18 protein-coding genes and 7 tRNA genes are annotated in these 24,261 nt (G+C 53.8%); 19 read left to right on the top strand and 6 right to left on the bottom strand.

Features of this window, described 5'->3' with window-relative positions; all coding sequences use genetic code 11:
- The first annotated feature begins 49 nt into the window (after positions 1–49).
- The gene (gene speF / locus P0H77_RS07535) at positions 50–2,248 is read left to right on the top strand and encodes an ornithine decarboxylase SpeF (RefSeq protein ID WP_276164276.1); all 2,199 of its coding nucleotides are present in this window, start codon (positions 50–52) and stop codon (positions 2,246–2,248) included.
- Positions 2,245–3,558 carry a putrescine-ornithine antiporter gene (potE, locus tag P0H77_RS07530; protein ID WP_276164275.1) on the top strand — a complete coding sequence of 438 codons (1,314 nt, stop codon included), beginning with the start codon at positions 2,245–2,247 and terminating at the stop codon, positions 3,556–3,558. Before speF ends, potE begins: the two co-directional genes overlap by 4 nt.
- A gap of 288 nt (positions 3,559–3,846) precedes the next feature.
- Here potE and pgm read toward each other — a convergent pair whose 3' ends face one another.
- Positions 3,847–5,487, bottom strand: coding sequence for a phosphoglucomutase (alpha-D-glucose-1,6-bisphosphate-dependent) (gene pgm, locus P0H77_RS07525; RefSeq protein ID WP_276164274.1), 1,641 nt, complete (start codon positions 5,485–5,487; stop codon positions 3,847–3,849).
- Between the two features lie 24 nt (positions 5,488–5,511).
- On the bottom strand, positions 5,512–6,054 hold the full coding sequence (gene seqA, locus P0H77_RS07520; protein WP_276164273.1) for a replication initiation negative regulator SeqA: 543 nt from the start codon (positions 6,052–6,054) through the stop codon (positions 5,512–5,514).
- 181 nt (positions 6,055–6,235) lie between these two features.
- Between seqA and ybfF the strand changes: the two genes are divergently transcribed.
- The 5 genes from ybfF to P0H77_RS07495 all read left to right on the top strand — a co-directional run bounded on the left by ybfF (position 6,236) and on the right by P0H77_RS07495 (position 9,619).
- Positions 6,236–7,006 carry an esterase gene (gene ybfF / locus P0H77_RS07515; RefSeq protein WP_276164272.1) on the top strand — a complete coding sequence of 257 codons (771 nt, stop codon included), beginning with the start codon at positions 6,236–6,238 and terminating at the stop codon, positions 7,004–7,006.
- A 129-nt stretch (positions 7,007–7,135) separates the two neighbouring features.
- Positions 7,136–7,429: a LexA regulated protein gene (gene ybfE / locus P0H77_RS07510; protein ID WP_276164271.1), complete on the top strand. Its 294-nt coding sequence runs from the start codon at positions 7,136–7,138 to the stop codon at positions 7,427–7,429.
- Positions 7,430–7,579: 150 nt separating this feature from the next.
- The gene (fldA, locus tag P0H77_RS07505) at positions 7,580–8,110 is read left to right on the top strand and encodes a flavodoxin FldA (RefSeq protein ID WP_276164270.1); all 531 of its coding nucleotides are present in this window, start codon (positions 7,580–7,582) and stop codon (positions 8,108–8,110) included.
- Positions 8,111–8,398: 288 nt separating this feature from the next.
- Positions 8,399–8,851, top strand: a complete 453-nt coding sequence (fur, locus tag P0H77_RS07500; protein WP_176917653.1) for a ferric iron uptake transcriptional regulator — start codon at positions 8,399–8,401, stop codon at positions 8,849–8,851.
- 156 nt (positions 8,852–9,007) lie between these two features.
- Complete coding sequence (locus P0H77_RS07495; RefSeq protein ID WP_276164269.1) at positions 9,008–9,619, top strand: helix-turn-helix domain-containing protein; 612 nt, start codon at positions 9,008–9,010, stop codon at positions 9,617–9,619.
- Between the two features lie 47 nt (positions 9,620–9,666).
- On the opposite strand, the gene chiP is transcribed toward P0H77_RS07495, so the two are convergent.
- The 3 genes from chiP to nagE form a co-directional block, all read right to left on the bottom strand.
- Positions 9,667–11,073 carry a chitoporin gene (chiP, locus tag P0H77_RS07490; RefSeq protein WP_276164268.1) on the bottom strand — a complete coding sequence of 469 codons (1,407 nt, stop codon included), beginning with the start codon at positions 11,071–11,073 and terminating at the stop codon, positions 9,667–9,669.
- A 558-nt stretch (positions 11,074–11,631) separates the two neighbouring features.
- Entirely contained in the window at positions 11,632–13,299 is a 1,668-nt protein-coding gene (gene glnS, locus P0H77_RS07485) for a glutamine--tRNA ligase (protein WP_276164267.1), read from the bottom strand.
- Positions 13,300–13,477: 178 nt separating this feature from the next.
- Entirely contained in the window at positions 13,478–15,430 is a 1,953-nt protein-coding gene (gene nagE, locus P0H77_RS07480; protein WP_276164266.1) for a PTS N-acetyl glucosamine transporter subunit IIABC, read from the bottom strand.
- 326 nt (positions 15,431–15,756) lie between these two features.
- Here nagE and nagB point away from each other — a divergent pair, with 326 nt between their 5' ends.
- From nagB to P0H77_RS07420, 12 genes are all read left to right on the top strand, one after another.
- Positions 15,757–16,557, top strand: a complete 801-nt coding sequence (nagB, locus tag P0H77_RS07475) for a glucosamine-6-phosphate deaminase (RefSeq protein ID WP_276164265.1) — start codon at positions 15,757–15,759, stop codon at positions 16,555–16,557.
- 57 nt (positions 16,558–16,614) lie between these two features.
- Positions 16,615–17,763, top strand: a complete 1,149-nt coding sequence (nagA, locus tag P0H77_RS07470) for an N-acetylglucosamine-6-phosphate deacetylase (RefSeq protein WP_276164264.1) — start codon at positions 16,615–16,617, stop codon at positions 17,761–17,763.
- A 9-nt stretch (positions 17,764–17,772) separates the two neighbouring features.
- On the top strand, positions 17,773–18,993 hold the full coding sequence (locus P0H77_RS07465; RefSeq protein ID WP_276164263.1) for an N-acetylglucosamine repressor: 1,221 nt from the start codon (positions 17,773–17,775) through the stop codon (positions 18,991–18,993).
- A gap of 44 nt (positions 18,994–19,037) precedes the next feature.
- Positions 19,038–19,790: an HAD-IIA family hydrolase gene (locus P0H77_RS07460; RefSeq protein ID WP_276164262.1), complete on the top strand. Its 753-nt coding sequence runs from the start codon at positions 19,038–19,040 to the stop codon at positions 19,788–19,790.
- Between the two features lie 335 nt (positions 19,791–20,125).
- Positions 20,126–21,790 (top strand): asparagine synthase B, encoded by a 1,665-nt coding sequence (asnB, locus tag P0H77_RS07455; protein WP_276164261.1) that lies wholly within the window; start codon positions 20,126–20,128, stop codon positions 21,788–21,790.
- Positions 21,791–22,009: 219 nt separating this feature from the next.
- Positions 22,010–22,086, top strand: a tRNA-Met gene (locus P0H77_RS07450).
- A 7-nt stretch (positions 22,087–22,093) separates the two neighbouring features.
- Positions 22,094–22,178: transfer RNA gene (locus P0H77_RS07445), tRNA-Leu, on the top strand.
- Between the two features lie 104 nt (positions 22,179–22,282).
- Positions 22,283–22,357 (top strand) — tRNA-Gln (locus tag P0H77_RS07440).
- Between the two features lie 37 nt (positions 22,358–22,394).
- A tRNA-Gln gene (locus P0H77_RS07435) sits at positions 22,395–22,469 on the top strand.
- 21 nt (positions 22,470–22,490) lie between these two features.
- Positions 22,491–22,567, top strand: a tRNA-Met gene (locus P0H77_RS07430).
- A 47-nt stretch (positions 22,568–22,614) separates the two neighbouring features.
- Positions 22,615–22,689: transfer RNA gene (locus P0H77_RS07425), tRNA-Gln, on the top strand.
- 69 nt (positions 22,690–22,758) lie between these two features.
- Positions 22,759–22,833: transfer RNA gene (locus P0H77_RS07420), tRNA-Gln, on the top strand.
- 210 nt (positions 22,834–23,043) lie between these two features.
- On the opposite strand, the gene ubiF is transcribed toward P0H77_RS07420, so the two are convergent.
- Complete coding sequence (gene ubiF / locus P0H77_RS07415) at positions 23,044–24,219, bottom strand: 3-demethoxyubiquinol 3-hydroxylase (protein WP_276164260.1); 1,176 nt, start codon at positions 24,217–24,219, stop codon at positions 23,044–23,046.
- Positions 24,220–24,261 lie beyond the last annotated feature (42 nt).

The raw sequence follows: 24,261 nt of genomic DNA, 5'->3' as shown, positions 1-24,261 counted from the left end.
CTGCTCAGGAAATTGAAGGAACACTATTATCTAAAATAAAGAGTTTATTATGTCTCAATTAAAAATTGCCGTTAGCCGTGCCTGCCCTGACTGTTTTTGTACTCAGCGCGATATTGTCAGTACCGCTGAAACCCATTTTATTAATGTTGCCGCCGTTGTCTTAACCATCGACGACGTAGAAGCGGGCAAACTTGATGAGATCGACGCTACCGGTTATCACCTGCCGGTGTTTATTGCCATAAATAACGATCAACGAGTGCCGGCAGAATATCTGGCACGCATTCAGGGCGTATTTGAATACGATGAAACCCGCAATGATTACTACGGTCGCCAGCTTGAAGCCGCCGCACAAAAATATGAAACGCAACTGCGTCCGCCCTTCTTCCGTGCGCTGGTAGACTACGTTAACCAGGGTAACAGCGCCTTTGACTGCCCCGGTCATCAGGGCGGTGAATTTTTCCGTCGCCATCCGGCGGGCAATCAGTTTGTCGAGTTCTTTGGCGAAACGCTGTTCCGCGCGGATCTCTGTAATGCCGATGTGGCGATGGGCGATTTATTGATCCACGAAGGCGCACCCTGCACGGCGCAACAGCACGCGGCCAGCGTCTATAACGCCGATAAAACCTATTTCGTCCTCAACGGTACCTCATCGGCCAACAAAGTGGTGCTGAATGCGTTATTAACGCCGGGGGATTTGGTGCTGTTCGACCGCAATAACCATAAATCGAACCATCATGGTGCCCTGTTGCAGGCGGGCGCAACGCCGGTGTATCTCGAAACCGCCCGTAATCCGTATGGCTTTATCGGCGGCATTGATGCCCACTGTTTTGAAGAACGCTATCTGCGCGAGCTGATCGCCGACGTCGCGCCGCAGCGCGCCCGCGACGCGCGACCGTTCCGCCTGGCGGTGATCCAGTTGGGCACCTACGACGGCACCATTTATAACGCCCGTCAGGTGGTGGATAAGATTGGTCATCTTTGCGACTACATCCTGTTCGATTCCGCGTGGGTCGGGTATGAGCAATTTATCCCGATGATGGCGGACTGCTCGCCGCTGCTGCTGGAGCTGAATGAAAACGATCCGGGTATACTGGTGACCCAATCGGTGCATAAACAGCAGGCCGGTTTCTCGCAGACGTCACAAATCCATAAAAAGGACCGCCACATTAAAGGCCAGCCGCGCTACGTTCCGCACAAACGCCTGAATAACGCTTTTATGATGCACGCCTCCACCAGCCCGTTTTATCCACTCTTTGCCGCCCTGGACATTAATGCGCAAATGCACGAGGGCCAGTGCGGACGAAATATGTGGATGGACTGCGTAACTCAGGGGATCGACGCGCGCAAGCTGATCCTCGAAAACTGTCAGCACATTCGTCCGTTCGTGCCTGAACAGGTGGATGGGAAAGCGTGGCAACACTGGCCGACCGCCGATATTGCCTGCGACCTGCGTTTCTTCCACTTTGTGCCGGGCGAACACTGGCACGCCTTTGAGGGCTACGCCGATCATCAATATTTTGTCGATCCCTGCAAACTGCTGCTGACCACGCCTGGCATTAATACCGCCAGCGGAGAGTATGACGCTTTCGGCGTACCCGCGACGATCCTCGCCAACTTCCTGCGTGAAAATGGCGTTGTGCCGGAAAAATGCGATCTCAACTCCATTTTGTTCCTGCTGACCCCGGCGGAGGACATGGCCAAGCTGCAACAGCTGGTAGCGTTGTTAGTGCGCTTTGAAAAATTGCTGGAGACCGACGCGCCGTTACGCGACGTGTTGCCGTCGCTGTATCGTCAGTATCAGGATCGCTACGCGGATTATTCTCTGCGCCAGCTTTGCCAGGAAATGCATGACCTCTACGCCCGGCATAATGTGAAGCAACTGCAAAAAGAGATGTTCCGCAAGGCGCATTTCCCGCGCGTCAGCCTGAATCCGCAGGAAGCCAATTACGCGTATCTTCGCGGTCAGGTGGAACTGGTGCGCTTACAGGATGCTGAAGGTCGCATTGCGGCAGAAGGCGCGCTCCCTTACCCGCCGGGCGTACTGTGCGTCGTGCCGGGGGAAATTTGGGGCGGCGCGGTGCTGCGTTATTTTAGCGCGCTTGAGGAAGGCATTAATCTTCTGCCGGGTTTCGCGCCGGAATTACAGGGCGTCTATATCCAGGAGCAGGATGGCCGCAAACAGGTATGGTGCAACGTCATTACGCCGGAGAAAACCTCCGCCACTCTGCTGAAAGGAGAGCAATTATGAGCAAGTCCAATAAAATGGGCGTGGTCCAGCTCACCATTTTGACGATGGTTAACATGATGGGTTCCGGGATCATTATGCTGCCAACCAAACTGGCCGAGGTGGGCACCATTTCGATTATCTCCTGGCTGGTTACCGCCGTCGGCTCCATGGCACTGGCGTGGGCCTTCGCCAAATGCGGGATGTTCAGCCGTAAATCCGGCGGGATGGGCGGCTATGCCGAGTATGCCTTCGGCAAGTCCGGCAACTTTATGGCTAACTACACCTACGGCGTGTCGCTGCTGATTGCCAACGTTGCGATTGCCATTTCGGCGGTAGGTTACGGTACTGAGCTGCTGGGATTATCCCTCAGCCCGGTGCAGATTGGTCTCACGACCATCGGCGTGCTGTGGATTTGTACGGTAGCCAATTTCGGCGGCGCGCGCATCACCGGGCAGATCAGTAGCATCACCGTCTGGGGGGTGATCATCCCGGTGGTGGGGTTGTGCCTGATTGGCTGGTTCTGGTTCAGCCCGTCACTGTACGCGGCGTCGTGGAATCCGCATAACGTGCCGTTCTTTAGCGCGGTGGGTTCTTCCATCGCCATGACGCTGTGGGCATTTCTCGGCCTGGAGTCGGCCTGTGCGAATACCGACGTGGTGGAAAATCCGGAGCGAAACGTGCCCATTGCCGTGCTCGGCGGTACGCTTGGCGCGGCGGTGATTTATATCGTTTCGACCAACGTGATTGCCGGAATTGTACCGAATATGGATCTCGCCCACTCCACCGCCCCGTTCGGCGTGGCGTTTGCGCAGATGTTTACGCCTGGCGTCGGTAAAATCATCATGGGGCTGATGGTGATGTCCTGCTGCGGCTCCCTGCTCGGCTGGCAGTTTACCATCGCCCAGGTGTTTAAATCGTCCGCTGACGAAGGCTATTTCCCGAAAATTTTCTCGCGCCTGAGCAAGGCCGACGCGCCGGTTCAGGGGATGCTGGCAATTGTCATCTTCCAGAGTGGGCTTTCGCTGATGACCATCAGCCCGTCGCTGAACAGTCAGTTTAATGTGCTGGTCAATCTGGCGGTGGTGACCAATATCATCCCGTATATCCTGTCGATGGCGGCGCTGGTGATCATTCAGAAGGTCGCGAAAGTCGATCCGCGCAAGGCAAAGGCGGCAAACGTGGTGGCATTTATCGGCGCGGTGTATAGCTTTTACGCGCTCTACTCCTCGGGGGAGGAAGCGATGCTGTACGGCGCGATGGTCACCTTTATGGGCTGGACGCTGTACGGGCTGGTGTCGCCGAGGTTTGAACTGAAGAATAAGCACGGGTAAGGGGATAAAGAGGAAAGGCTCCTGCGGGAGCCTTTACGGTTGGTGAAAAACCTGGTTTTGCGAGTGTATGCGTCGTTTTGCCGGGTGGCGGCTTCGCCTTACCCGGCCTACGAAAATCAACAATATTAACAACTTATATGCAACCCGCAGGCCTGTGCAAGCGAAGCGCCGCCAGGCATTATTCTACAGTAAAACGTTTGTACGCCGTCTGAATGGTTCCCGATATCCACGGACGGTTGCCATAACGCAAAACGCCTCCCGAAGGAGGCGTTACGGTAAATACTACTCTCAGGCGTTCTTCAGCACTTCGCTGACAATCTCTACGGCTTCTTTTTCAATGCGCTTACGGTGTTCTTCACCCAGGAAGCTTTCACAGTAGATTTTGTATGCGTCTTCGGTACCTGACGGACGGGCGGCGAACCAGCCGTTGTCGGTCATCACCTTCAGCCCACCAATCGCTGCGCCATTGCCCGGTGCCGCGGTTAAACGCGCGGTGATAGGATCGCCTGCCAGAGTGTCGGCGCTGACCATCTCCGGAGAGAGTTTAGACAGCGCGGCTTTCTGTGCTGACGTGGCGCTCGCGCCCAGACGGTTGTAGCTTGGCGCACCAAAGCGTGCCGCCAGTTCGTCATAATGCTGCTGCGGGTTTTTCCCGGTAACGGCGGTAATTTCTGCCGCCAGCAGGCACATAATGATGCCGTCTTTGTCTGTTGACCACGGAGTGCCGTCGAAACGCAGGAACGAAGCCCCTGCGCTCTCTTCACCACCGAAGCCGAAGCTGCCGTCGAACAGACCGTCAACAAACCATTTGAAGCCAACCGGCACTTCCACCAGCTTACGGCCCAGATCGTTTACCACGCGGTCAATCATTGCTGATGAAACGAGGGTTTTACCCACCGCAACGTCTTTGCCCCACTGGGGGCGATGCTGGAACAGGTAGTTGATCGCCACCGCCAGATAGTGATTCGGATTCATCAGACCGGCCGGGGTCACAATACCGTGGCGGTCATAATCCGGGTCGTTAGCAAACGCCAGATCGAATTTATCCCGTAGCGCCAGCAGCCCTGCCATCGCGGATTCAGAAGAGCAGTCCATGCGGATCACTTCGTCTTTATCCAGATGCATAAAGCGGAACGTCTGGTCGACATGATCGTTTACGATGGTCAGGTTGAGCTTGTAATAGTCAGCGATGCGTTTCCAGTATTCAATGCCGGACCCCCCCAGCGGATCGACACCCAACGTCAGGCCCGCTTTCTGGATTGCCGCCATATCGACGATTTCAGCCAGCCCTTCGATGAACGGCTGCACCAGATCCTGCTCTTTGACGTGACCGGAGGCCAGCGCGTCATTCAGTGCCAGGCGCTTGACGCCTTTCAGACCATCAGCCAGCAGCGCGTTAGCACGATCTTCCACGACTTTAGTGACGTTAGTATCGGCCGGGCCACCGTTTGGCGGGTTATATTTGATACCGCCATCTTCCGGTGGGTTGTGCGACGGCGTAATGACAATGCCGTCAGCCTGTGCGCCGCCTTTTTTGTTGTGCACCAGAATAGCGTTTGAAACCGCAGGCGTCGGCGTAAAGCCGTTGTTTTCCTGGACAATCATGTCCACGCCGTTCGCCGCAAGCACTTCCACAACGGAAATAAATGCCGGTTCCGACAGCGCGTGGGTATCTTTGCCAACGTAGCAAGGACCGGTAATGCCGTTTTTCGCACGCTCTTCGGCAATCGCCTGCGCAATTGCCAGAATGTGAGGTTCATTAAAGCTTTGACGAGCTGCGCTACCGCGGTGGCCGGAAGTGCCGAACTTCACGGCGTGTTCCGGGTTGCCCGCTTCCGGTTTCAGGACATAATACTGAGACGTCAGCTGCGCGACGTTGATCAAATCACGTTGTTGTGCAGGCTGCCCCGCACGATTGTGAACTGCCATTGCCTGATCCTTTTGATGCAAGGGTTAAATAGTGCCGCAAACCTTCTCAATCAGTTCCGCCGGGAACTGCATTGATTGCATGATATGTTCAATCATGCCGCATTTACGGCCGGTATTGGTATTAGTAATCACCCAGTAGGGGGTATCCGGCACCTGTTTCGGTTTAGTCTGATTACCGCTTTGTAACAGCGTTTGCTCGTCAGCCGCAAAGTACACGCGGGTACGCCCGTGCAGTGACTCGGTGGCTTCGGCAAACGCCGTGTTATCCAGTGAATAAAGTGTAGACAGGATCAGCATGAAGCGGTTTACCGCCTTGCGCTGTTCGGCATATTCATCAGACAACAGTAGCTCACGCATCGCGCGGACGTTATCTTTAGGGGTGTTAACCGGTTTTTTTTCAACCACCGGGGCGGGTGCACTCACCGCTTTATTTACCGGCGTGACAGGCTGTGATGCGGCAGAAAATTTCAGTATGCGCCGTAAAATGTCGGACGCGCTCTCACCAATGTGCTGGGTGTGGCTGGCAATATAGCGATAGAGCTCATCATCAACTTCGATCGTTTTCATCTTGATCCAGTACGATATTTTTGAGTACAAGTTATTGAGATTATAAGGGCAAATCTCAACTGCGGATAGCGTCAAGCCTGGATGACCGCAAAAGTCCGGAAACTTCTGAAAGCTTGCAGCCCCGCGGCAGAATGTTCACCATAATACCTTAACCTGCCAGAGCGAAAAAAAGATCTTTGCTATGAAATTAAATACCCGCACGCAATCTGCACAACAATCGTCTGACGCTTCACCGATCGTACTGGTTCACGGACTGTTCGGCAGCCTCGATAATCTGGGCATTCTTGCCCGCGATCTGGTCAGCGATTACGACATCCTCCAGGTAGACATGCGTAACCATGGTCTCTCGCCCCGCGATCCGGAGATGACTTATTCCGCGATGGCGCAGGATCTTGTGGATACGCTGGATGAACACGGGATTGAGAAAGCCACTTTTATCGGTCACTCCATGGGCGGTAAGGCGGTCATGGCCCTGACCGCGCTGGCGGCAGAGCGGATTGACGGGCTTGTCGCCATTGATATTGCCCCGGTCGATTACGCCGTGCGTCGCCACGATGAAATCTTTGCCGCGATTAATGCCGTCACCGATGCGGGCAGCACCACCCGGCAACAGGCGGCTGCGGTGATGCGTGAACACCTGAGTGAAGAAGGCGTGATCCAGTTTTTGCTGAAATCCTTTGTCGACGGTGAATGGCGTTTTAATGTGCCGGTGCTGTGGGAGCAATATCCGCACATTGTTGGCTGGGAGACGGTCCCGGCGTGGGATCAGCCGGCGCTGTTTATTCCCGGCGGCAATTCTCCATATGTCAGCGAGGCGTACCGTGAGCCGCTGCTGGCACAATTTCCGCAGGCGAAGGCGCATGTGATTGCCGGAGCGGGCCACTGGGTGCATGCGGAAAAACCGGAGGCGGTGTTGCGCGCAATCCGTCGCTATCTGGGCGACCGCGCCTGATTAAAAATCCAACGTCCGCACGCCAGATTGCCCGCGGGCGTTGGCGTGCTTCCTGCACTAATGTATGATGGCGCGCTACCCAACCGGGCAATGGCCCGGCTGCTTGTTTCCCCGAAGTCACTCTTAATCATGGCAAAAGAACAAACGGACCGTACGACAATAGATCTGTTCGCGAATGAGCGTCGCCCGGGAAGACCCAAAACCAATCCCCTTGCGCGTGATGAACAGCTACGTATCAACAAGCGCAATCAGTTGAAACGCGATAAAGTACGCGGCCTGAAGCGTGTGGAACTGAAGCTGAACGCTGACGCGGTTGATGCCCTGAACGAGCTGGCGGAGGCGCGGCAAATCAGCCGCAGCGAGCTTATTGAAGAGATCCTGCTGAGCCAGCTTGCGCTGTTGCACGGGCAGGACATTGTCTGAAAAAGCGCCTTAAATCCCTTTTCATGTAGCAGAGAGTGCAGTCGGACGTGATTGCTATTTCCGCGTACTTCTCTGTTCTGCTATGATTGCCCTTATCCGTGTGCAATACGTCACCACCATATCAATAAGTATCAAGAGGTTATTTTACTCATGGCAATCACAGGCATCTTTTTCGGCAGCGATACCGGCAACACCGAAAATATCGCGAAGATGATTCAAAAGCAGCTAGGTAAGGATGTCGCCGATGTGCATGACATTGCCAAAAGCAGCAAAGAAGATCTCGCGGGCTACGATATTCTGCTGCTGGGCATCCCTACCTGGTACTACGGTGAAGCACAATGTGACTGGGACGACTTCTTTCCGACCCTGGAAGAGGTAGACTTCAACGGTAAGCTGGTAGCACTGTTTGGCTGCGGCGATCAGGAAGATTATGCCGAGTACTTCTGTGATGCGTTAGGCACCATTCGCGATATCATTGAACCGCGCGGCGCAACGATTGTGGGTCACTGGCCAACGGCAGGTTATCACTTTGAAGCGTCAAAAGGCCTGGTTGATGACGATCACTTTGTCGGCCTGGCCATTGACGAAGACCGTCAGCCTGAACTGACCGCAGAGCGCGTAGAGCAGTGGGTGAAGCAGATCTCTGACGAACTGCACCTGAGCGATATCATCAACGCCTGATGCTGATATGACGCGACCTTCCGGTGGCGTCATACTGATAGATATAAGCAATCAAAATAATTGCTACAATTTTTTAACTTTTCAGTACACATCTGTACAATAGCCACTGATTTAACGAGGTCAGCACCGTTTTACGGGCCGCCCTCGCTTTAAACGCTAACTTTGTCTGATACTTGCAGTTTTCAATCAGGCATGGCAGTTCTATAATGAGAGGCATTATGAGCGATGCACTCTCTGTAAATACTTCCCTGTGGGGAGTGAATCTTATAGCAACAGGACAGATTCCGCATGACTGACAATAATACCGCATTAAAGAAAGCAGGCCTGAAAGTCACGCTTCCCCGGTTGAAAATCCTGGAAGTGCTTCAGGGACCTGACAATCATCATGTCAGCGCGGAAGATTTATACAAACGCCTCATTGACATGGGCGAAGAGATTGGCCTCGCCACCGTCTACCGCGTTCTGAACCAGTTTGACGATGCTGGCATTGTTACCCGCCACAATTTTGAGGGCGGAAAGTCCGTTTTCGAACTGACCCAGCAGCATCACCACGATCACCTGATTTGCCTCGACTGCGGCAAAGTGATTGAGTTCAGCGATGACTCAATTGAGTCCCGTCAGCGTGAGATAGCCGCTAAACACGGTATTCGTCTCACTAACCATAGCCTTTATCTGTATGGTCATTGCGCTGAAGGCGACTGCCGTGAAGACGATAACGCCCATGAAGGCGTGAGCAAGTAACCGCATCACAAGCCAGCCTCCCCGGCTGGCTTTTTTTTATTCCCCGCCCTGCCCGTATATTCAGATTTCATCAATACTTTTTATATCTGCGGTTGGCTAGTATGCCCGCTTTCAGGCGTTACGCCTGTAGACCATGAAGTTGACAAGGATCGCGTCATGCCGCAATACGCCCCCCACCAGAAGGCGCTTGCCCATATTCTGACTATTTTCGATGATGGCGCTAACAAACGTCGTTTACCGCGTTACAACCACCTGACCTTTCAGACAGATAAGATTTGTTTGATCTATTACGGTGATTATTCGCTGTTGCGCCGCCGTGATGAGCTGCTGATGACCCGCTCACAGGCTCCCGGCATCGTCGGTCTGATCCTGCCCGGTACGGCGCAACAGTTTGTCACCATTCGCGCAGAGAGTGATTGTGACTATCAACTGGTCAGCCATGATGCTTTCTTTACTCAGATTGCGCAGCAGCAGGCCCACCAGCAGATGTATACCCTCTTGCTGACGCAGATTACGTGGCAATACCAGCGGGAAGAATGGCTGTTTGGTTACAATAGTCTGGTGACGGTCCAGGGGGCAATTTTGCTTCTTGATCGGCTTGAACCAACGATCCGCGCCGGTACGAATGTGGCCGATTTCGTGGTTAAGTCGACGAACTTATCGCGGAGTATCGTCATGAAATCAATGGCCTTTTTGCGCCAGCAAAACGCGATTGAAATTAATAAAGGCAAGCTTATTCGAATCAACTATCTTCCTGATATTCGTTAAAAAACCCGGCTCGCTTGCGCGGCCGGGTTGGAAGACGGCTGTCTGCATCAGAAGATAGTAAATGGCGCGATAACCATAAATTTCACATCGCGCTCATCCTGGAAGATGTTGCCGTATCCGCCACCGTAACTCGGGATGTCAGAGTGGTTGTCATACTCGGTGAAGTGAAGTTTAAACATCGTTCCTTTCGCCCGGCCATCCTGAAGGGTATAAACCGCATCCAGACTGTATGAAGACTCTTCAATGGTTCTGTCTTTGTCATAATAAGCGTCCGGGTTGAGCTGCCAGGTTGATGGTTTCGCATCCCAGGCATACACATACGAAGCGCCGACGTTCCAGCCTGGCAGATCCCAGTTTTTCAAATCATACATTGCGCCAAAGAAAACGGCCTTTTCGCCATTGGCGTTAAAGTCAGAACGGTTATCCCACCAGATATCAAGACGTCCGTTTGAGGAAGCGTAGGTTGGCGTCATACGTTGCAGGAAATACCCTTGCTGGCCATCCGCTTTAACCCACGTGCCTTCCAGACGCAGATCGACGACCTCTGCCGCTTTATAGCCGAACGTCAGTGCCTGTAGCCAGGCAGTGCCATCGTAAATATCGTTGCTGCCACGATCGTCAACTTTGTCGCGAGCGCCATAGAATTGATAGCTGGTGGTTAATGGTGCACCAGCCACATCGAATTGATAGCTGGCTTTCGCAAAGTATTGATCGATGTAACCTTCTGCCTGACCAAAAGCGGCTTCGAGCACCAGTTTATTTTTGAAATCGTACTTAGCGCCAATGGAGTGCAGGTAATCGACATGGGTCTTCTGATCGTTTTGGTAAAAATGATCCATTTCGATGTGCCAGGGCGATTTGTATTCGTTGGTCCACATATATGAGAAGCTCAACGCGCCCGCATCACCGTAGTCGAAATTCGCACCGGCCTCAGCGCCCTGATAGGTTCCCGGCATAAAGCTCCAGTGCGGGGCCAGCAAAGTTTGCCCGGTTGGCTGAATATAGCCGGCACGCGCCCAGGCGGGTCCATATTTGAATTTTGCCGCTGCTTTATACAGACTTATGCCGCTTTTATCGCCGGACCAGTCTTCATCATAGGCTTTGTTGCTTTTAGAAAAGGCAATTTCGTTCGGGTGCGCGCTGTCGCCATTTTCAGCCATTTCAATCGCCGTAAAGGCAGCAATATCAAGGCCAAACATGTCGGCGGCATAGCCGGACTGGAAATCAAGATTTGCGTTCCAGGTGGCATGAGAAAGGTTAACTTTGTACTTGTCATCATCAGTGACATCTTTACGGTCACGTTCACGCTGCCAGTAATAGATACCGCCTGTGAGGGTTGAATCGTCGAAAAATCCTTCGGCTCTGGCCTGCGGGGAAGCCATCAAACCAGACATTGCTGTGACGCCGGCAATAGCCAGCGCCAGCGTACTACGTTTGCCACTGAACGTACGCATGGGGTGATCCTCTTTGACTTTTAAAAACGCCGACTAATACGGCGATAAAAATAAAATTAAAAAGTAGCCAGCTATAAAAGTGACTGATTACTGCAAGCCAGAATATTTTTCGCGACGCGAATTATCAATCCTTTTTAGCGGGGAAAATGCAGGAGTATGACGAAGCGCACATAATTAATCGTACTTTGTAACAATTTCAGGGGCAAAAATGAGAGCAGCACAGCGGCGCTAATCCTGATTAAACAGCGAATTAGCGCTGATATTATTGATGATGAGAGTAACCGGATGAAAGGGGCTGTAAGCATTAATTCGCAACGCGAATATATTTAGCGAGGTGATTATTTTATTGAGAGTGAAAATAAAAAAACGCCGCAGAGCGCGGCGTTCAGACTGCTGACAAACGTGATACCGAGGATTGATGCCTGGCGGCGCTGCGCTTGCACAGGCCTGCGGGTTGCAATAATCCATTGATATTGCCAGGCCGGGTAAGGCGAAGCCGCCACCCGGCAAAACGACATCACCGAGGCTGACACGGTCGCCAGCCATCTTAACCGCCGATCACTCGCCGATCTTAGCCCACGTATCGCGCAGCCCCACGGTGCGGTTAAACACCAGCTTGTCTGCGGTTGCGTAGCGGCTATCAAGGCAGAAATAACCTTCGCGTTCGAACTGATACGCCTTTCCTGCTTCAGCCGCTTTCAGTGATGGCTCGGCAAATCCCTGTTTGATAACCAGTGACTCCGGGTTAATTACCGTCAGGAAATCGTCCGCCGCACCTGGGTTTGGTACGCTGAATAAACGGTCATACAGGCGAATTTCAACCGGCAGCGCGTGGGTGGCGCTTACCCAGTGAATAACCCCTTTTACCTTACGGCCATCAGCCGGATCTTTGCTCAGCGTGTCGGCATCGTAAGAACAGAAGATGGTCGTAATGTTTCCGTCCGCGTCTTTTTCCACGTGCTCAGCTTTGATCACATACGCATTACGCAGGCGCACTTCTTTACCCAGCACCAGGCGCTTGTACTGCTTGTTGGCCTCTTCGCGGAAATCTGCGCGATCGATCCAGATCTCACCGCTGAACGGCACGTCACGGCTGCCCATTTCCGGCTTGTTCGGATGGTTTGGCATGGTGACCATTTCGCTCTCACCCTGCGGGTAGTTTTCGATGACCAGTTTAACCGGATCGATAACGGCCATGGCGCGCGGTGCGTTCTCGTTGAGATCTTCGCGAATGCAGGATTCCAGCGAGGCCATTTCAATGGTGTTGTCCTGCTTGGTCACGCCGATGCGCTTGCAGAATTCACGGATAGACGCTGCAGTGTAGCCGCGGCGACGCAGGCCAGAGATGGTCGGCATACGCGGATCGTCCCAGCCCTCTACGTGCTTGTCAGTAACCAGCAGGTTCAGCTTACGCTTCGACATCACGGTATATTCCAGATTCAGGCGCGAAAATTCGTACTGCCGCGGGTGAACCGGAATGGTGATGTTGTCCAGCACCCAATCATACAGGCGACGGTTGTCCTGGAATTCCAGCGTACACAACGAGTGGGTAATACCTTCCAGCGCATCGCTGATGCAGTGGGTGAAGTCGTACATCGGGTAGATGCACCACTTGCTGCCGGTCTGGTGGTGATCGGCAAATTTAATGCGATAAATAACCGGATCGCGCATCACGATAAAGGGGGATGCCATATCGATTTTGGCACGCAGGCAGGCTTTACCTTCCTCAAAACCACCGCTGCGCATTTTTTCAAACAGCGCCAGGTTCTCTTCCACGCTGCGATCGCGATACGGGCTGTTTTTGCCCGGTGCTTTCAGCGTGCCGCGGTACTCACGGATTTCATCAGGCGAGAGTTCATCAACGTACGCCAGACCTTTATTAATCAGCTCGATCGCATACTGGTGCAGCTGGTCAAAATAGTTTGAGGAGTAGCGAATATCGCCCGACCAGTGAAAACCCAACCACTGTACGTCGTTTTTAATCGACTCAACGTATTCGATGTCTTCTTTCGCCGGGTTGGTGTCATCGAAACGCAGGTTGCACTGCCCCTGATAATCCTGGGCGATGCCAAAATTCAGGCAAATCGATTTTGCATGGCCAATATGCAGGTAGCCGTTCGGCTCCGGGGGAAAACGGGTATGCACGGTAGTATGCTTACCACTGGTCAGATCTTCATCAATGATCTGACGAATAAAGTTAGTCGGGCGGGCTTCTGCCTCACTCATCCTGGATTCCTCAACGCGTAAATAACAGATAACGGCGTATGATCTTATAAGCCAGTGCCGGAGACAACCATTAGTTGCGGAAATTACGGTACGAATGAGCATTATGGGGATGAACTGTGCAAAAAAAAGCGGCGGAGGTTGCCTCCGCCGCTTCTGTGATCACGATGATGTGGTCAGATTATTTGCTTTTGATCTCATACAGCGGCGTCTGCCCGGCGACGACATGGCCCGTCGCCTGAAGCACCAGCGCGCTATAATCATCACTGTTGCTGCATACCACCGGGCTAATCATCGAACGCGCGTTGGCGTTGAGGAAGTCCAGGTCCAGTTCGAGAATCGGCTGTCCGGCCACCACTTTCGCGCCCTCTTCTACCAGACGCGTAAAGCCCTTGCCGCCTAGCGCCACGGTATCAATACCCATATGGACCACAATTTCCGCGCCGTTTTCGGTTTCCAGGCAGAACGCATGGTTGGTATTGAAGATTTTAACAACCGTCCCCGCTGCCGGAGCAACGACGGTTTTGTCGGTCGGTTTTACGGCCACGCCGTCGCCGACCGCTTTACTGGCGAAAGCTTCATCAGGCACCGCGTCCAGCGCAACAATTTCACCGGTTATTGGCGAAACCAGTTCAGCAATCACTCTGACATTCGGTACGGCCTGTGGCTTCGCCGCGACAGGAGCAGCCGCCACCGGTGAGACAGAACCCGCCGCCGCCGGTACCGGGCCACGCGCGACGACACGTTTCATCACGTCACCGATGGATTCCGCTTTCGCTCCCACGATAACCTGAATAGTTTGTTTGTTCAGTTTCACCACCCCAGACGCGCCGAGGCGTTTGCACATGGCATCGTTCACCAGCGCAGAATCCGCCACGCTCAGACGCAGACGCGTAATACAGGCGTCAATGGCTTTCAGGTTATCTGTACCGCCAACCGCAGCGATATAGTTAGTTGCCAGTTGGGTTAAGCCCTCTTCGGTATTGCTGTTGGCCTCTTCTTTTACGATGTCGACTTCCTCATCTTCACGTCCCGGCGTTTTCAGGTTGAACATGCGGATCACAAAGCTGAACACGACAAAGTAGATAGCGAAGAAAATCAGGCCCATCACCACCAGCATCCAGACGTTGCTGCTGGCAGCCGGCAGGTTATACATCAACGCATAGTCAATGGCACCAGCAGAGAACGAGAACCCGGCATGAATATTTAGCGCGGTCGCCACGAACAGACTGATCCCGGTCAGCAGCGCGTGCAGGAGATACAGCAGCGGGGCGAGGAACATGAACAGGAATTCCAGCGGCTCGGTTACGCCGGTCAGGAACGCCGTAATGGCAACCGACAGCAGCATACCGCCGACCATAGGACGACGCGCCTTCGGCGCGGCGAAGTACATCGCCAGTGCAGCACCCGGCAGACCGAACATCATGATCGGGAAGAAGCCAGACATAAACATCCCGGCAGTGCCGTCACCCGCATAGAAACGGTTGATGTCACCATGGAAGACCACGCCTGCGGTATTGGTAAATTCGCCAATCTGGAACCAGGCAATAGTATTCAGCACCTGATGCAGACCCGTTGGGATCAGCAGACGGTTAATGAAGCCAAAAATACCGGAACCCAGTGCGCCAGCAGAAACAATCCATTCACCACCAGAATGAATAGCGTGCTGTATCGGCGGCCAGACATAGCCAAAAACCGCCGCCAGGATCAGACAGAAGAACCCAGTGGCGATCGGTACAAAGCGTTTGCCGCCAAAGAAGCTCAGGAAATCAGGAAGTTTGATATCTGCCCAGCGGTTATAGACCGCACCACCGACTAAACCGGTAATGATACCGGCCAGCACACCCATATTAATTTCCGGATTAATCGTGACCATCGCCTTGGTCAATACGAAGTAACCCACAGCCCCTGCCAGCGCCGCTGCTCCCGCGCTGTCTTTAGACCAGCTTGACGCAACACCGATGGCAAAAATTAACGCCAGGTTGTCAAAAATCGCGCCGCCCGCCTGGGCGATAAACGGCACATTAAGCAGATCGGGTTGACCGAAGCGCAACAGCAGCGCCGCGACCGGTAGTACAGCGATAGGGAGCTGTAACGCTCTGCCCAGCCGCTGAAAAAAGCCTAAAACGTTCATTGTTATTCCCCCTGAGAAACCCTGATAAGGCTCATTTAAGACAGCCTTTTTATTGTGAGACACCTGCTGTAATCATCGATTTCATTTGTAGAGCTTATGATTCTCTGCAAAATTAATTCGTATCGCAAATTAAATCGGTGTTTTTTGTGATTTTAATCACCAAATATCGTTTGTAACTTGGCATAATGCTGGTCATGTGGCAAAACTTATTTTACAATTCAAAAAATCAAAGCAGATTTACCCCGCTCGGTGACAAAGTGCATTACTCTTATCACTACACAGACGCTCAATCTGCACACTTTTTTCTTATACTTTAGAGGTGAACAATGAGACTGATTCCACTGGCAACTGCTGAGCAGGTCGGAAAATGGGCGGCACGCCATATCGTTAACCGCATCAATGCCTTTAAACCGACCGCGGATCGTCCATTTATTCTCGGCCTGCCGACCGGCGGCACCCCGCTGACCGCCTACAAAGCGCTGGTCGCCATGCATAAAGCGGGCGAAGTCAGCTTCAAACATGTTGTGACCTTCAACATGGACGAATACGTTGGCCTGCCGAAAGAGCATCCGGAAAGCTACTACAGCTTTATGCACCACAACTTCTTCGATCACGTTGATATTCCGGCTGAAAACATTAACCTGCTGAATGGTAACGCGCCAGATATTGACGCAGAATGCCGTCGCTATGAAGATAAAATTCGCGCCTACGGTAAAATTCACCTGTTTATGGGCGGCGTGGGCAACGATGGTCACATCGCGTTTAACGAACCCGCCTCGTCTCTGGCGTCGCGTACCCGTATTAAAACGCTGACCCATGACACCCGCGTGGCAAACTCCCGCTTCTTTGATAATGACGTTAATCAGGTGCCAAAATATGCCCTGACCGTTGGCGTCGGCACCCTGCTGGATGCAGAAGAAGTGATGATCCTGGTGCTGGGCAGCGTGAAAGCGCAGGCACTGCAGGCGGCGGTCGAAGGCAACGTTAATCACATGTGGACCATTAGCTGTCTGCAACTGCATCCGAAAGCCATCGTGGTCTGTGACGAACCGTCTACCATGGAATTGAAAGTGAAGACCCTGAAATATTTCAACGAGCTGGAAGCTGAAAATATCAAAGGTCTGTAATATCCCACCGTCCTGCCCTCGTGCGCAGGACGGTTATTTTTCCCACCGGGGGTCAACATGTATGCATTAACCCACGGCCGGATTTATACCGGTCACGAAATCCTTGATGACCATGCGATTGTTATCGCCAATGGCCTGATCGAACGTCTTTGTCCGCTGACGGAACTGCCTGCGGGGATTGAACAGCGGTCGCTGAACGGGGCCATCGTCTCCCCCGGTTTTATTGATGTTCAGTTGAACGGCTGTGGCGGCGTGCAGTTTAACGACACTGCCGAAGCGGTCAGCATTGAAACGCTCGAAATTATGCAGCGCGCCAATGAAAAATCGGGCTGCACCAGCTATCTGCCGACGCTTATCACCACCAGCGACGATTTAATGAAGCAGGGCGTCCGCGTGATGCGCGAATACCTGGCGAAGCATCCGCATCAGGCGCTGGGTCTGCATCTGGAAGGGCCGTGGCTCAACATCGTTAAAAAAGGCACCCATAATCCGCAGTTTGTGCGTACGCCGGATGCCGCGCTGGTCGATTTTTTGTGTGAGAACGCCGATGTAATCACCAAAATCACCCTCGCGCCGGAGCAGGTTGCGCCTGAGGTTATTACTCAACTGGCCGCCGCGGGCATTATCGTTTCTGCGGGTCACTCTAACGCGACGGTAAAAGAAGCAAAAAGAGGCTTCCGCGCCGGGATCACCTTCGCGACCCATCTTTACAACGCCATGCCGTATATCAGCGGCCGTGAACCGGGGCTGATTGGCGCCATTTTTGACGAGCCAGACGTCTGGTGCGGCATTATTGCTGACGGACTTCACGTTGATTATGTGAATATTCGTAACGCTAAACGTCTGAAAGGCGATAAACTTTGTCTGGTAACGGACGCCACCGCGCCTGCCGGAGCAGATATTGACCAGTTCATTTTTGCTGGTAAAACAATATACTACCGTAATGGACTGTGCGTGGATGAAAACGGCACGCTAAGCGGTTCATCGCTGACCATGATTGAGGGCGTTCGCAATCTGGTCGAGCACGTGAATATCGCGCTGGATGAAGCACTGCGCATGGCAACGCTCTATCCGGCACGCGCCATTGGCGTTGATAAGCAGTTGGGCAGCATTGCACCAGGCATGGTGGCCAACCTGACCGCGTTCACGCGCGATTATAAGATCATCAAGACTATCGTTAATGGTAACGAGGTCGTCAACGGGTAAAGAGAAAGTATGACATCAGGCGGGCAAGCTCAGATTGGTAATGTTGACCTCGTTAAACAGCTCAACGGTGCGGCTGTCTACCGCCTGATTGATCAGCACGGGCCTATCTCGCGCATTCAGATTGCCGAACAGAGCCAGCTCGCCCCGGCCAGCGTGACTAAAATCACGCGGCAGCTGATCGAACGAGGTTTGATCAAAGAAGTCGATCAGCAGGCCTCTACCGGAGGCCGCCGCGCAATCTCCATTATCACTGAAACCCGTCATTTTCATGCAATCGGCGTCCGGCTTGGTCGCTATGACACCACCCTCACCCTTTACGATCTGAGCAGCAAAGTGCTGGCCGAGGAGCACTACCCTCTGCCCGAACGCACCCAGGAAACGCTGGAACACGCGCTGCTTAACACCATCGCCCGCTTTATTGATGATTGCCAGCGCAAGATACGCGAACTGATTGCCATCTCGGTGATCCTGCCGGGACTGGTTGACCCGGAGAGCGGCGTGATTCGTTACATGCCGCATATTCAGGTGGAAAACTGGTCGCTGGTAGAGGCGCTGGAAAAACGCTTCAACGTCACCTGTTTTGTGGGCCACGACATTCGCAGCCTGGCGCTGGCGGAACACTATTTCGGTGCCAGCCAGGATTGTGCGGATTCGATCCTGGTCCGCGTGCATCGCGGGACGGGCGCGGGGATCATCTCCAATGGGCGTATTTTCATTGGCCGTAACGGTAACGTTGGCGAGATCGGCCATATTCAGGTCGATCCGCTGGGCGAACGCTGCCACTGTGGCAACTTTGGCTGTCTGGAAACCGTTGCCGCCAATGCCGCCATTGAACACCGCGTGCGTCAGCTACTGGAAAAAGGTCATCAGAGCCGCGTGAAGCCGGATGACTGTACGATCAAAACCATTTGTAAGGCCGCTAATAAAGGCGATGCGCTCGCCAGTGACGTCATAGAGCACGTGGGTCGCCATCTGGGTAAAACCATCGCTATCGCCATCAACCTCTTTAACCCGCAGAAAGTGGTCATTGCCGGGGAAATCGTCGAGGCAGAAAAGATCCTGCTGCCAGCCATTGAAAGCTGCATCAATACTCAGGCGCTCCAGGCGTTTCGCAAAAACCTCCCGGTGGTGCGCTCAACGCTGGATCACCGCTCCGCGATTGGCGCTTTTGCGCTGGTCAAACGCGCCATGCTGAACGGGATTTTGCTGCAACGTTTGCTGGAAAATTGACGACGGCTTATAGTCGTTACCTTATTTTTACAACTGGGTTGTTCATGACCATTCAAAACATCATTTGTGATATTGACGGCGTGCTGATGCACGATAACGTAGCCGTACCGGGTGCCGCGGAGTTTATTACCCGCATTCTGGAGAAGGGCCTGCCGCTGGTGCTGCTGACTAACTATCCTTCACAGACCGGCCAGGACCTGGCTAACCGATTTGCCACTGCCGGTATCAACGTGCCGGACAGCGTTTTCTATACCTCCGCCATGGCGACAGCCGATTTTCTGCGTAAACAGGAAGGTAAAAAAGCGTACGTAGTGGGTGAAGGTGCGTTAATTCATGAACTGTATAAAGCCGGCTTTACCATCACCGACGTAAACCCGGACTTTGTTATCGTTGGTGAAACCCGCTCCTACAATTGGGAAATGATGCACAAAGCGGCCTTCTTTGTAGCTAACGGCGCACGGTTTATCGCCACCAACCCGGACACGCATGGCCGCGGCTTCTATCCGGCCTGCGGGGCGCTCTGCGCCGGCATTGAGAAAATCTCCGGACGGAAACCGTTTTGCGTGGGTAAACCCAGCCCGTGGATTATTCGCGCCGCGCTGAACACCATGCAGGCGCATTCCGAGCAGACGGTGATTGTCGGCGATAACCTGCGCACCGATATTCTGGCCGGTTTTCAGGCCGGGCTGGAAACCATTCTGGTGCTCTCTGGCGTGTCGACGCTGGATGATATTGATAGCATGCCGTTCCGGCCATCGTGGATTTACCCTTCCGTCGCCGAAATCGATATTTTCTGAAAAACGTCGATGTGGTTAAACGGCTGACAACATAGCTTCCCAGGGGAAACGCCGGGATTGGGTTCCCGGAGGGAGGCCCAACCCGGTGGTCGCCCCGGTATCCACGGACGATGGGCCATCACCCACCCTGAACGGGTTTTGCCTCAGCCCCCATTCAATAAAAACGCCATAAAAATGCATATTCGCTAATATTTCCCTTCCGGTGACAGCGTTTTTTCATCATTCGCTAATCACTATTGCATTTTTTCCGATCCTTCCGTCAAAACTCTTGCACGCCGCCCGGCTTTGCGGCATTTTCAATATCAGGCAACATCACAGGGTTAATGGAGAAGGTTATGTGTTCTATTTTTGGCGTACTGGATATTAAAACTGACGCGGGTGAGCTGCGTAAAAAAGCGCTGGAGTTATCACGTCTGATGCGCCACCGTGGTCCGGACTGGTCCGGCGTTTACGCAAGCGATAAAGCCATCCTGGCACACGAACGTCTGTCGATTGTCGATGTTAACGCTGGTGCCCAGCCGCTGTATAACGAGAAAAAAACGCATGCCCTGGCCGTTAACGGTGAAATCTACAACCATCAGGCGCTGCGCGCTGAATATGGCGACCGTTATCATTTCCAGACTGGCTCCGACTGTGAAGTTATCCTTGCCCTGTATCAGGAAAAAGGGCCTGAATTCCTTGATGAATTACAGGGCATGTTTGCTTTCGTGCTTTATGACAGTGAGAAAGACGCATACCTGATTGGTCGCGATCATATCGGTATCATTCCGCTGTATATGGGGCACGACGAACACGGCAACCTGTATATTGCCTCAGAGATGAAAGCGCTGGTACCGGTATGCCGCACCATTAAAGAGTTCCCGGCTGGCAGCTACCTGTGGAGTCAGGATGGCGAAATCCGTCCGTACTACCATCGCGACTGGTTCAGCTACGAGGCGGTCAAAGACAACGTCACCGATAAAAACGAACTGCGTCAGGCGCTGGAAGAGGCGGTGAAAAGCCACCTGATGTCCGACGTGCCTTATGGCGTCCTGCTCTCTGGCGGCCTCGACTCCTCCGTCATCTCCGCGATCACCAAGAAATTCGCGGCCCGCCGCGTAGAAGATCAGGAGCGCTCAGAAGCCTGGTGGCCGCAGCTGCACTCCTTTGCCGTCGGGCTGGAAGGTGCCCCGGATCTGAAAGCGGCGCAGGAAGTGGCTAACCATCTTGGCACCGTTCACCATGAGATCCACTTCACCGTGCAGGAAGGTCTGGATGCCATCCGCGACGTGATTTATCACATCGAAACCTATGATGTCACCACCATCCGTGCCTCGACGCCGATGTACCTGATGTCGCGTAAAATCAAAGCGATGGGCATAAAAATGGTCCTCTCCGGTGAAGGCTCCGATGAAGTATTTGGTGGCTACCTGTACTTCCACAAAGCGCCGGATGCAAAAGAACTCCACGAAGAGACCGTACGTAAACTTCAGGCGCTGCATATGTTCGACTGTGCCCGCGCTAACAAGGCAATGTCGGCCTGGGGCGTGGAAGCTCGCGTGCCCTTCCTTGATAAAAAATTCCTCGACGTGGCAATGCGCATTAACCCGCAGGACAAAATGTGCGGCAACGGCAAAATGGAAAAACATATCCTGCGCGAATGTTTCGAATCCTATCTGCCGGCAAGCGTGGCATGGCGTCAGAAAGAGCAGTTCTCCGATGGCGTAGGCTACAGCTGGATCGACACGCTAAAAGAAGTGGCGGCAAAACAGGTTTCTGACCAACAACTGGAAACCGCCAGCTTCCGCTTCCCGTACAACACGCCGTCGTCGAAAGAAGCGTATCTGTACCGTGAAATTTTTGAAGAGCTGTTCCCGGTTGCCAGCGCGGCAGAATGCGTGCCGGGTGGCCCGTCAGTCGCCTGCTCCTCCGCCAAAGCTATCGAATGGGATGAAGCGTTCAAAACGATGAACGATCCATCAGGACGCGCCGTGGGCGTGCACCAGTCGGCGTACAAATAACGCCCCCTGCTTCAGAGCGGATCCTGCGGGGTCCGCTGCTGTTTTTAAGCATACAATCCGCAACGCTTTTTCAATAAGTGACGAATATTACGTCACGCTGTTCGCAACCTAACCAAACAGTCACTTTCGGGCCACTTTCAGTGAAAAAGGTGTTGACGCTTCAGGGTCCAATACGCATAATGCGCCCCGCAACGCCGATAAGGTAACGCGAAAAAAGATGGCTACGTAGCTCAGTTGGTTAGAGCACATCACTCATAATGATGGGGTCACAGGTTCGAATCCCGTCGTAGCCACCATCTTTTTGCGGGAGTGGCGAAATTGGTAGACGCACCAGATTTAGGTTCTGGCGCCGCAAGGTGTGCGAGTTCAAGTCTCGCCTCCCGCACCATTTCCGATAAGCGTTGCGCGGATGGGGTTTCTCCAGGCGGTAAGTGAGCCTCTAAGGCCACTTGCGATATCGCCCGAAGAAAGCTTATCTGGAAGCAGATTTGTTGGGGTATCGCCAAGCGGTAAGGCACCGGTTTTTGATACCGGCATTCCCTGGTTCGAATCCAGGTACCCCAGCCAAATTCTTTGATGCATGCGGGTTTGCCGCGACAGGCATTGGGGTATCGCCAAGCGGTAAGGCACCGGTTTTTGATACCGGCATTCCCTGGTTCGAATCCAGGTACCCCAGCCATCAAAGAATGTTATAGTATCTGGCTACGTAGCTCAGTTGGTTAGAGCACATCACTCATAATGATGGGGTCACAGGTTCGAATCCCGTCGTAGCCACCAGTTACAGGACATAGTGAGTTTAACTCGTTATCTCCGAAACAAATTGTTGGGGTATCGCCAAGTGGTAAGGCTCTGGTTTCTGATACCAGCATTCCGAGGTTCGAATCCTCGTACCCCAGCCAATTTTAAAAGACGTTCATCATGATGAGCGCACCTGTTGGAGTCATATCCAACAAGCCGTTGTAAACAATTGGGGTATCGCCAAGCGGTAAGGCACCGGATTCTGATTCCGGCATTCCGAGGTTCGAATCCTCGTACCCCAGCCACATAAAACAAAAAAGCTCGCTTCGGCGGGCTTTTTTGTTTTATTAATCCTGAAAAGGAACGGGTTATTTAGTCATCAGAAGTGCATTTAAGAAAGAAGCGGCTCTGCTATCGGCATTTTGCCGGGTGGCGCTGCGCTTACCCGGCCTACGATCCCTGCCCGATCCCCAGGCCTGTGCAAGCGCAGCGCCGCCAGGCTTCCTGCCCCCCGATTACAATCCCAGCGCATACTTCAGCGCCTGACGCTTCAGCACGCCCGCGCGCTGGGCCGCCATCAGCCCCACATTACGCAGCACGCGCAGCGGCCCCAGATCGTTACTGAACCCGGCATAGAACAGGTCCATTCCGGACTGCATAATAAAATTATCCGCCATCCGTCGCCGCTGATAGCGCTTCAGCACCTGATGACTGGCCCATGCCTCACCGTGGCTGCGGGCGCTGGTCAGCACGTCGAGCAGCGCATCCACGTCGCGATAGCCAAGGTTTACCCCCTGCCCGGCCAGCGGGTGAATGGTATGTGCCGCATCACCGACCAGCGCGAGGCCAGGCAGGGCGTATTTCAGGGCATGACGGCGGGTCAACGGAAATGCCCCCGCGGCCACCGGCGTCACCTTGCCGAGCCGCGCCGGAAAATGCTGAGCGATCTCGCGCTCAAGCTGCGGCATACTCAGCGCCTGAAGCTGACGGATACGCGCCGGAGCGTCATACCACACCAGCGATGCGCGATTATCAAACAGCGGCAGAAACGCGCGCGGCCCGTCGGGCGTAAACTGCTGCCAGGTGCTGTCGCCCGGTGCGTTTTCACACTCGACGGAAATCAGCATACAGGCCTGTTGATAGTGCCAGGCGTGAATACCGATACCCGCCATCTGCCGCACCTGCGAGTTCGCGCCATCGGCGCCCACCACCAGCTTCACCGTCAGCGTATCGCCATCATCCAGCGTCAGCACCTGCCTGTCGCCGTCATATCGCATTGACCGCACGCTGGCGGGAACGCGTAACGTTACCTGCGGATGCGCTTCCAGCGCCTGCCACAGCGCCTGCTGGAGTACGGTGTTCTCAACCATATACCCCAGGTGCGGCAGTTTAAGCTCTGAGGCGTCAAAAGCGACGTGCGCGCTCTGCCACTCCCAGGTCTCAAGACGGCGGTAAGGATGTGCGCGCATTCCCAGCACCTTCTCCCAGACGCCCAGACCGCGTAGCAGCGAGACCGAGGCAGCACCGATCGCCGAAATACGCACGTCCGGCGGAGAGGCAGGATCAAAGGCAGGCGGCGCGGCGCGCTCAATAACCGTTACCGTGAAACCGTGCTGCGCCAGCCCCAATGCCAGCGCACCGCCGACCATCCCGCCGCCGATAACCGCGACTTCATCCGCTTGATTTTTCATGGCCACCCATCCTTTTGAGAGAATCCCTTAAGTTTACAGGAT

Origin of the sequence: Superficieibacter sp. HKU1 (assembly GCF_029319185.1) — a bacterium.
GTDB lineage: Bacteria > Pseudomonadota > Gammaproteobacteria > Enterobacterales > Enterobacteriaceae > Superficieibacter.
This window is presented reverse-complemented; position numbering and strand designations above follow the sequence as displayed.